The sequence below is a fragment of the Alterinioella sp. genome (genome assembly GCF_058343375.1).
In genome coordinates this window covers 44,708-53,442 of record NZ_JBTUJH010000016.1, presented here as the reverse complement: position 1 = coordinate 53,442, position 8,735 = coordinate 44,708, and the positions used below count along the sequence as shown (strand labels likewise).

At 60.7% G+C, this 8,735-nt stretch carries 13 protein-coding genes; 7 read left to right on the top strand and 6 right to left on the bottom strand.

All coding sequences use genetic code 11. From position 1 onward, the window contains the following. Positions 1-111: 111 nt before the first annotated feature. Positions 112-525, top strand: coding sequence for a PIN-like domain-containing protein (locus ACW8PS_RS02980; RefSeq protein WP_491525781.1), 414 nt, complete (start codon positions 112-114; stop codon positions 523-525). A gap of 149 nt (positions 526-674) precedes the next feature. On the opposite strand, the gene ACW8PS_RS02975 is transcribed toward ACW8PS_RS02980, so the two are convergent. Continuing rightward, positions 675-1,028 (bottom strand): MmcQ/YjbR family DNA-binding protein, encoded by a 354-nt coding sequence (locus ACW8PS_RS02975; RefSeq protein ID WP_491525777.1) that lies wholly within the window; start codon positions 1,026-1,028, stop codon positions 675-677. 217 nt (positions 1,029-1,245) lie between these two features. On the opposite strand from ACW8PS_RS02975, the gene ACW8PS_RS02970 reads away from it, so the two are divergent. The 3 genes from ACW8PS_RS02970 to ACW8PS_RS02960 all read left to right on the top strand — a co-directional run bounded on the left by ACW8PS_RS02970 (position 1,246) and on the right by ACW8PS_RS02960 (position 2,741). Continuing rightward, positions 1,246-1,677 (top strand): hypothetical protein, encoded by a 432-nt coding sequence (locus tag ACW8PS_RS02970; RefSeq protein WP_491525776.1) that lies wholly within the window; start codon positions 1,246-1,248, stop codon positions 1,675-1,677. A 29-nt stretch (positions 1,678-1,706) separates the two neighbouring features. Continuing rightward, the gene (locus tag ACW8PS_RS02965) at positions 1,707-2,099 is read left to right on the top strand and encodes a RidA family protein (RefSeq protein ID WP_491525775.1); all 393 of its coding nucleotides are present in this window, start codon (positions 1,707-1,709) and stop codon (positions 2,097-2,099) included. Between the two features lie 372 nt (positions 2,100-2,471). Next, the gene (locus tag ACW8PS_RS02960; protein ID WP_491525773.1) at positions 2,472-2,741 is read left to right on the top strand and encodes a hypothetical protein; all 270 of its coding nucleotides are present in this window, start codon (positions 2,472-2,474) and stop codon (positions 2,739-2,741) included. Between the two features lie 197 nt (positions 2,742-2,938). Here the strand turns inward: ACW8PS_RS02960 and ACW8PS_RS02955 are convergent, their stop codons facing one another. The 4 genes from ACW8PS_RS02955 to ACW8PS_RS02940 all read right to left on the bottom strand — a co-directional run bounded on the left by ACW8PS_RS02955 (position 2,939) and on the right by ACW8PS_RS02940 (position 4,294). Next, complete coding sequence (locus ACW8PS_RS02955) at positions 2,939-3,205, bottom strand: DUF5665 domain-containing protein (RefSeq protein ID WP_491525772.1); 267 nt, start codon at positions 3,203-3,205, stop codon at positions 2,939-2,941. Further along, positions 3,202-3,333 (bottom strand): hypothetical protein, encoded by a 132-nt coding sequence (locus tag ACW8PS_RS02950; protein ID WP_491525771.1) that lies wholly within the window; start codon positions 3,331-3,333, stop codon positions 3,202-3,204. The genes ACW8PS_RS02955 and ACW8PS_RS02950 overlap by 4 nt, the downstream gene beginning before the upstream one ends. A 64-nt stretch (positions 3,334-3,397) precedes the next feature. Next, complete coding sequence (locus ACW8PS_RS02945; protein WP_491525770.1) at positions 3,398-3,715, bottom strand: antibiotic biosynthesis monooxygenase family protein; 318 nt, start codon at positions 3,713-3,715, stop codon at positions 3,398-3,400. A gap of 81 nt (positions 3,716-3,796) precedes the next feature. Next, positions 3,797-4,294 carry a tRNA (cytidine(34)-2'-O)-methyltransferase gene (locus ACW8PS_RS02940; RefSeq protein WP_491525769.1) on the bottom strand — a complete coding sequence of 166 codons (498 nt, stop codon included), beginning with the start codon at positions 4,292-4,294 and terminating at the stop codon, positions 3,797-3,799. A 120-nt stretch (positions 4,295-4,414) separates the two neighbouring features. Between ACW8PS_RS02940 and ACW8PS_RS02935 the strand changes: the two genes are divergently transcribed. The 3 genes from ACW8PS_RS02935 to ACW8PS_RS02925 all read left to right on the top strand — a co-directional run bounded on the left by ACW8PS_RS02935 (position 4,415) and on the right by ACW8PS_RS02925 (position 6,300). Further along, positions 4,415-5,128 (top strand): hypothetical protein, encoded by a 714-nt coding sequence (locus ACW8PS_RS02935; RefSeq protein ID WP_491525768.1) that lies wholly within the window; start codon positions 4,415-4,417, stop codon positions 5,126-5,128. A gap of 104 nt (positions 5,129-5,232) precedes the next feature. Further along, entirely contained in the window at positions 5,233-5,733 is a 501-nt protein-coding gene (locus tag ACW8PS_RS02930; protein WP_491525767.1) for a HugZ family pyridoxamine 5'-phosphate oxidase, read from the top strand. A gap of 72 nt (positions 5,734-5,805) precedes the next feature. Next, complete coding sequence (locus tag ACW8PS_RS02925) at positions 5,806-6,300, top strand: hypothetical protein (RefSeq protein ID WP_491525766.1); 495 nt, start codon at positions 5,806-5,808, stop codon at positions 6,298-6,300. Between the two features lie 52 nt (positions 6,301-6,352). Here the strand turns inward: ACW8PS_RS02925 and ACW8PS_RS02920 are convergent, their stop codons facing one another. Then, positions 6,353-8,650: a glycosyl hydrolase family 28-related protein gene (locus tag ACW8PS_RS02920; RefSeq protein ID WP_491525765.1), complete on the bottom strand. Its 2,298-nt coding sequence runs from the start codon at positions 8,648-8,650 to the stop codon at positions 6,353-6,355. Between the last annotated feature and the right edge of the window lie 85 nt (positions 8,651-8,735).

The window sequence follows — 8,735 nt, the reverse complement described above, 5'->3', positions numbered from 1 at the left end:
ATCGCTTGAATATCGCGCGCTTTGGCGCTCATATCGGTTCCGGGTGAATTCAGTCCAGGCCATTTCGATCTCCGTTCAGTTGTGCAGCCGAATAGAATCATAACCTGCTGAATTCACTCAACCCTTTTCCAATCAGCCTCTCAGGTACTATTTGACCATAATATGCCACCTCGTATCGCGCGCGCGATTCACGAGCTAATAAAAGACGACGGGCATCAGGCGATCGCGCTTCGTGACGAGTTCAAACCTAATATCTCGGATGTCGACTACTTCAATGCCCTTGGTCGAACGTGGATTGTAATATCAAAAGACCTACAAAATTCACGAAAAAGAGCAGAGCGAGCTGCGATCCTCAGAAACAACATTGTTGCCTTTTATCTGTCCCCCGCACTCCAGAAATTGAGAGTGAATGAGCAGGCCGCATCAATTATTTGGCACTGGGACAAAATATTGACGCAAAGGTCTAGTGTGGTAAACGGCCTGTTTCAGTTGCCGGTGAATAAATCACGCTTCAGAACTCTTTGAGGGAAATAATGTCGTTCGCGGCCTCTTCTAATCCCTTACGCTCGACCCCACGGTGGGTGCGAGTTCGCGCCCACCGGGGGGTCGGATCGGGCGTGTTGTGCGGGCAGTCCCGCGCAAATGATGGGGCAGTTAGACGCTCCAAGCGCGCCCTACACCCCCAACTCCGCCCGCTTCTTCCTGGTCATCCCCGCCACCACCAGATCATAGCTCATCACGATATGCTCGCGCAGCGACGCCTCGCTCATCGCGTCTTCCTCATGGACCTGCAGCCATTTCATGCCGCGCGATGCCAGATAGGGCGCGGGGCGGATGCCGGGTTGCCCTCCCAGAACCTCAAAGGCGATATCGCTGACCTTGAAGGTGAAGGCATCGCGGCCCTCATTCCAGCCGCAGATGGCAAAGACCTTGGCACCGACCTTCCAGACATCGGCATTGCCCCATTGCACCACATGGTTGGTGGATTTCAGCCCACCGCAGAACCTGTTGAATTCATCGCGTGTCATCGCCTGAACCTGCACAGCCTCAGCCACGCTTGCAAGTCCGCTTCGCAACCGCACAGGCCCCTGCGCCTTGACCTTTCGCGCTTTTCCGGGGCCAGATGGCGCATCCAACATGAACGAGACGACCCAAGATGCCCTTCCTCCTGCGCACCAGATTGAAATCCGCCGATGACCATGCCCATCAGGCAACAAAGATGCCGGCCATGGCCTCGACCAGAAATTGAGACCGCCGCTTGCCCTGATCCTCGCCTTGGTCGCAACCCAGGCCCAGGCCTGGGAGGTCTCGACCGATGGCCCGATCTGTGTCCTGACCCATGCCGAGGCCGATCTTGCCATTCGTCTCACCTACGACCCCGGCCCGCCGCTTTATGCCATCACGCTGACCCGGTCAGAGGATGACTGGCCCGAAGCGCCTGTCTTCGCCCTGCAATTCACCGGCCCGCAGCCCAATCTGATCAGCACCGACCGGCATGTCACGGATGGCCCGGCCCTGACCGTAACCGACCGCGGCTTTGGCAATGTGCTGGACGGGCTGCAATTCAACGCCACGGCCACGGCGCTGATCGGGGACACGGAAATTCCCTTTCCGCTCGAAAACGCCGCGCCTGCCATTGCCAGCTTCCGCACCTGCACGTCCGCCCCCTCCGCCTGATCCCGAAGACCCATCCGAGAGGCCCCGCCATGCCGCCCGAGTTTCACCTTTTCGCCAAGGGCCCGCGCCCCGTCGCGCCCTTTTCCCATGCCGTGGAAACCGATGGTTGGGTGTTTTTGACGGGCCAGATGCCGACCGACCCCAATGCCCCCGACGCAGCCCTGCCCCAGGGCATCGAGGCGCAGACCGCCCGCGTCATGGACAACCTCGCGTTGATCCTTGCGGAACTTGGGCTCGACCTGACCCATCTGGTGCAGGCCCGTGCCTATCTGACCGAATTCGAGCGCGACTATGCCGCTTTCAACGAGACCTATCAGGAATATTTCGACCCCGAACGCCGCCCGGCCCGCACCACCGTGGGCGTGACGGCGCTGGCGGTTGGCGCATTGGTCGAGGTCGATTGCATCGCCCGCAGGCCGTAGCCGTTGAAATCCGCCGCCGTGACCGGCGACCGGGCCTGCTGCCAATACCGCGGGTCCGCCAGAATCTCTGGCACCAACCGGTCGCGTTTGAACACGCGGCAGGTCTGTTGGCGGATATTGACGTTATGGGCGTTGCTTTGAACCGGCAGATCACCAGACGGAAACTGCGCCCGCATCCGGTTGGCGCGGTCGGTCAGGTCACCGATCTCTTGCTTGAGATGGATAAATTCATCGCCGGGGTGCATGGGCGGAGCTTCGATGTCAATCGCCCGGCCCTGCGATGGCAAACCGGCCCTCGATTCGTCTTGTTTTGAACCGCCCATCCCGCCCGCGCGACCTATTTGAGACCCTGCCAGTTTCAGAGACCCACATATGCGCCATTTTCTATTTCTTATTGCCCTTGGCCTCAGCCCAGCCACACCCGCCGCCGCCTACAACGCCGCCCCGGGTGCAGGGCTTGATTTGATTCCGGCGCGATTTGCCCGCGATCCGGTTCCATTTTTCACTGACATCCCTGCCTGCATCACCCGCATCTTCGCAACCGGTGAGGCCCCAACCAACCTGTCACAGATCGAGCAGATCACCTGCCTTGATGCGATGTGCACCCTGCGCGAGCTCGTGCTCTGCGCCGACAGGGATTGACATGTCCCGATGGCGCGGTGCCGTCGCCCTTTTTCTGACCCTCTCGAAAGCCCTCCGGGGCGCAGGTCGCCCTTTCCGAGGAGGGCATCCGACGGGCGCAGCACCTGCGCACCCGGCAGCCCGTTTGACCTGGACCTGATCATCGTGAATTTCCAGTAGCGGAGAACCCCGCCTATCGTGAGGACGCTCGTCGCCGATCAACGTCCGGTCCGGATCTGATCGGCAATCTGTGACGCCCATTCGCCGATCACCGGAATGAAATCTATCTGGCTGAGCGAATAGACCACCACCGAAACCAGCAGGGACGCGCCCACCACCGTGCCAAGCCCAAAGGCCAGCCCACGGGCAAAATTGAAGGCCAGCAGCCGCGGGATGGAATTTTGCACCTGGATGAACCGATGCGCGTTCAGCATTGCCACTTCCTCGCGCAAGCGGCGCATTTCCTCGTTCAGTTCATCGCTCATGCCAAGGCCTCCACCATTGCGCGCAGCTTGCCTGCATCGGTTACAAACCGCCCGCCCGGCGGGTCGAAATCCGCGAATGCGCGCGGGCCGTGGGCCGGTGACAGGCAGGCGGCATGAATCCCGGTCACGCCGGTCGCCTGCGCGGCTTTTGCCCCGCCAATGTATCGACGCAAATCTTCAGCCCGGTTTTCGTCAAAACGTCTCGGCCACGTCATACATCACCGGCTCAAAGCTCTTGCACAGATCATTCATCGCCCGGTTCCTTTTGCGCATCTCATCGCTGCGCAGCATGGCCATAAAATCCTCACGCCGGGTCCATTGCGAATAATTCGCCACGCGGGTCTGGGCATCGTTCACATGCAGGCCGGCAGCGATAAAGCCCGGCTGGTGCGAAATGAAATCAGCATAGGCCTCAGTCAGCGCATCCAACAGGTCCTGGCAGGTTCCGGGTGTGGTTTCGAATGTGGTGATCACCGTTTGCAGGGCGGCACCTTTCTGGATATGCGGCATCTGGATTTCCCCTTGTTGTGACCTGCAGCCTAGCAAGCACACAAGCTGCCCACCAGACCCGGCAATCTTTCCCGGACCAGATCAGCCAGTGAACTGACTGCGCAACGCCTGATACACCACCGCCGTGGCCGAATTGGCAAGATTGAGCGACCGGATATGCGGGCTGCGCATCGGCAGGTGAAAGATGCGGTCCGCGAACCCGTCCAGGATATCGGGCGCAAGCCCTTTGCTCTCACAGCCAAAGATCAGATAGGCATCGGCCGGGAAATCAGGTTCATAAACCGATTGCGCGCCGTGTTCCTCAAAGAAAAACAGCTGGTCGCGCGCCGGCCTGCGGGCCGCCAGAAAAGCGTGCCAGCTGTCATATTCGCAAAGCCGGACATGTTTCCAGTAATCCAGCCCGGCCCGGCGCACGGCCTTGTCATCAATGGAAAACCCGTATGGCCGGATCAGGATCAGCTCCAGATCCAGCGCCACGCAGGTGCGCCCGATGGCACCGGTATTGCCGGGGATCTCGGGCGCGACCAGCACCAGTTTCATGCAAGGCTCGGACATGGCGGCGGCGGTATCCTCAGGCAATGATTGCGCCTGCTTTATACCAAAGCGGCGGGCAGGGAACCCGCAACATGAGCCAAACTCGGCGCGGCGCGGGCCGCGTTAGGGTTGTGTTAACCTGATTAAGACATCCTTAACCGCGTGATGCGCTGGATCTTCCCCCTCCTGCTGGCTTTGTTCAGCATGGGCGCGCCCACGGTTCAGGCAGGGCCATGGGCGCGCGCGCCCGGCGAGATGTTCCTGTCCTTCTCGCAAAACATGTCCTCCAGCGCCGAAGCGCTTGCCACCGGCACCATGGAGCTGAGCGCCTATTCCTCGATCTATGCCGAACTGGGGCTTGGCCGCGGGCTGACCCTTGGCCTGGATCTTGGCCGCGGCGATTACACCGATGAGGCCATCTTGTTCCTGCGCCGCACCCTGACCCGGCCCGGCGCGCGGTATCAGGTGGCTGTTGATTTCGGCTATGGCGAACGCCGGGTGGAGGTTCTGGGCGACAGCCGACTGGCGCGTGTCGGGCTGTCTTTCGGGCGCGGGTTTGACGCGGCGGCGCTGGATTGGCTGCCATTGGAGCTGACCGGCGGCTGGATCGGCCTGGACGCGGTCGCCATCTATGATCTGACCCGCGACGAACGACGCTGGAAGATCGAGGCCACATTGGGCCTGCGCCCCTCTGAACGGGTGTCGCTGATGCTGCAGGTCATTGCCGAGGATTGGCCAGGGGCCGATATCAGCTTTGGCCTGAACCCGTCGGTGGTGTTCCAGATCCGCGAGGGCACGTCGATCGAACTGGGCGCGCGCACCAGCTTTGACGACAATCCGCAGATCGGCCTCGAACTGGGGCTGTGGCACCAGTTCTGATCCCGCGTATAAGCCATTTCCCGAGGGTCAGGCGCTTGGACGAATGGCCATGTTCATAATAATCGCCCGCCATGTTATTGCCGTTACGGCAAGGAGGCGCGAAGATGTCGGAGGCTAAGCCTTATCTTTTGAAAACCGGCGATACATCGCGATCGCTGGCGCAGCATCTTTTGCGGTCGGCCCGCCATGGCGCGCTTGGCGTTCTCTGCCCTGACACAGACACCCCGATTGTTTCCCGCGTCTCGGTCGGCACCGCGCCCGATGGCATGCCGGTCACGCTGATTTCCGAGATCTCACTGCACACCAGCGCGCTGCGCCGAAACCCGGCCTGCTCGCTTTTGGTGGGCGAGCCGGGCGGGCGCGGCGACCCGCTGACGCATCCGCGACTGACGCTGCAATGTTCGGCCCGGCAAACCGAAAAGGCCGCCCTGAAACAGCTGTTTCTGTCACAACATCCCAAGGCAACGCTGTACTATGATTTCAGTGATTTCATCATGATGCGGCTGGAGGTTCTGGCAGCCCATCTGAACGGCGGTTTCGGCAAGGCCTACAGGCTTGACCCCGATGATCTGGACCTTGCGCAAGCAGCGGCCGCGCATCCATAAGCTGCATTGCCAAAGCCCTCTGGACCCGTCACCATTGTGTAACGGCCCCATATCAGAGGCAGGCGTGCGTTTATGTCAGATCCGCAGATCGACCCCGACCTTCTTGGCATCTGGATCATCCCCGGGGAACCCGCAACCTTCGAGGTCAGCCCCGATGGCGGCTATCATATTGCCGAGCCCGCGGCGCAGTATTCCCTTTTTCGCGGTGGCCTGTTCCTGAAATGGGGCAAGACCGAACTGGAGCGGATCCTGGGCGAGGGCGACCGGGTCGAGGGCGTCTGGCGTGCCCGCGACAGTGGCGATGAATGGTATTTCCGCCCCGATGGCAGCTACACGCTGCACTGGCCCGATGGCGAAGAAGCCCATGGCATCTGGGCGCTGCAGGAAGATGGCGCGAAACTGTGGACGCGCGAAGAACTGGGGCGGATCGACACCACCGGGGCCGAGGTCAGCTTTCACCTGCATTCGGGCGCGCCCATTCGCTATGGCTACACGGTTGATGCAAAAACCTGGACCCTGATGAACCCCGAAACCTGGGCTGTGCTGATCGAATATCACCGACCTTGATAAAACCGGCGGCCCGCAAATCATGCGGCCCGCCGGTGCGTTTCACTGGCGTTCAGACCGTGTCGGTGCGCGCCGTCAACTGCACCGAGCCATGCACCGGCTGCGACCAGTTTATCCGGATTGACCCACGCCCGACGCCGTGGCGCGTGGTGCAATAGGGCATCGTGTAGATGGCCACATTGGATGGCGATCGAATGGCCCCTTGGGGCTGCACCGATACGGCAACGCGGGCCTCGGAATCGAATGGCAGGTAATTGCGCAGATCGACCTCCCAGGTTGCGCTATCGGACGCTTGCGTGACTTTCACGGTCACCGGGTTCTGCGCATTCTTGCTGACCCCGTGATAGACATTCCCCGTCATCAGGAAATTGCGCGTCCGGCTGTTATCGAGTGGCGCTATGCTGTCATCCACCCCTTCGGCGGCATCCAGCGCGCTGCCATTGAGGTGCTTGAAGACATTGTCGCAGATCGACAGACCGTTGATATAATGATCCGGGCCATAGGGTTTGATCTGGATGAAGTTCGACCAGTTGGCGATGCCGTTGGCGGTGAATATATTGGCATTGATCGTCAGCCCGCCAAAGGAAAACTCACCTGACATCTCGGGGGCGGCGTCATGCTCATTGCCCCATTCGATGAAACTGTTATCGACATAATTACCGTGGATCGTGGTTTTGACATTGGTGTTGGTCAGCACGATCCCGGCGGTAATCAACCCGTTCGGCTCGCTGTCGCCCTGGAACCAGTGGTTGCCCGTGATCAGATTGCCATTGCCGCCAAACACGCCGAAATGCTTGAACTTGACCGCCCGGTTATTGCGCACCTTCACATCGTTGGAATTGGTGTTGAAGGCAATCGAGGTGCGATCCTGCACCCGCAGGGTCTGCTCATTCGACAGGAACTGGTTCCGGTCCAGCAGCATGCCCGCGCAGCCGCCATCGATCGAGGTGATGCCGCGATCCTTGGGGCCGGTGAAGAAACAATCCTTGACGTGAAAGATCAGACCATCGGTCGGCAACATGATGGCGCTGGCCCGCCCGGCGCAGACAAATTCGACATTCGAGATCGAAAAGCGCTGCAACTGCTCGAAGCCCGAAAAATCGAGGATGTATTTGAACCGGGTGAAGGTATAGCTCTGGTTGCTCGGCGGCACGCCAAGCGGGCTGGACAGAAAAACACGGCCCGCTGCGATATTGATGGCGCGGACATAGATTTCACGGCCGACACCCTGATTGGCGGTGACCAGCGACCCGATGGGAATGGCACCGGCATTGGTGACATTGTCCAGCCGGTCGGGCGCGGATGCCGTCCAGGTGGCGTTGCGGGTAACCACGGTGTCATCCCAGTTCGGGCTGTTGATACAGCTGAATTGCCCGTTCTGGATGCTGCGTTGATTGGCATAGGTGTTTTTGTTGCCGACCACGGCTTGCATATCAATCGGCGCGTCCAGCAACACGCGCCGCCCGCCCAGATCGAACACATCATGGTCGCCATGGTTCAGCATGGCCTGAAAGCCCTTCTTGAACCCCTGCAGCTCATCGCCGCCAAAGGCATCGGCATAGCTTGGCAGGTCGAAATTGCTGGCCAGAACCAGCCGCGCGCCGTCTGGCATCGACAATTGCCCCTGAAACCGCACCGGGCTTTGCATCGTCAGGTTGGTGGCAATGCGATAGGTGCCTTCCGACACCAGAACCTCGCGCCCGTTCGCGGCCGCATCGGCGGCGTTGAAGGCGGCGGTGTCATCGGTGGTGCCATCGCCTGCCGCGCCAAAATCCTTGACATCGACCCAATCCATCAGCTTGCGGTAAAAGACATGGGTGATGTCCTCGACCTGGATGCTTTCGATCCGCACGGTGCCGCCATTGCCGCCGGTCAGATCCAGTCCGAAATGGCCATAAGCTGCGGTCTCGCCCCAGGCCATGTCCACGCCGCCCCGGTCGCCCACGCCAATGATCGCCGAAACGGTCACAACCTGGCCATAGCTGGTCAAGGTCACCTGCGGCCCGATCTGCGTGACGCCCGCCACGTTCGTGTTGTTGGCCTGCCCGGCCCAGCCGGCAATACGCACATCGGGCAACGTGCCGGACAGGGCCTTGACCCGCGCCGACACGCGCAGATACAGCCCCGGCAGAACCGGCGTTTGGCCCATATATCGCAGCCGCGTCGTGCTGGAGGTTTTCAGGATCTCCAGACAGGTTCCGAAATCCTGATCTGCGGTCACCAGGGCGGCATTGGCAGCGCTTGCATAGGTATCGGTGCCCGGTGTGCCATCTTCCTGGCTCCAGACGCTCAGGCCATCGGCAAACTCTGGCGGCATCAGGTTCAGCCCGTCGGTGATCACTTGGTTCATGGTAAACCCCTTTTCTTGCCGCGCGCCCGACCGGACACGCGTTTTGACCCCACGTGCCATCTGGCGCGAAGGGTGCCTCGATTGT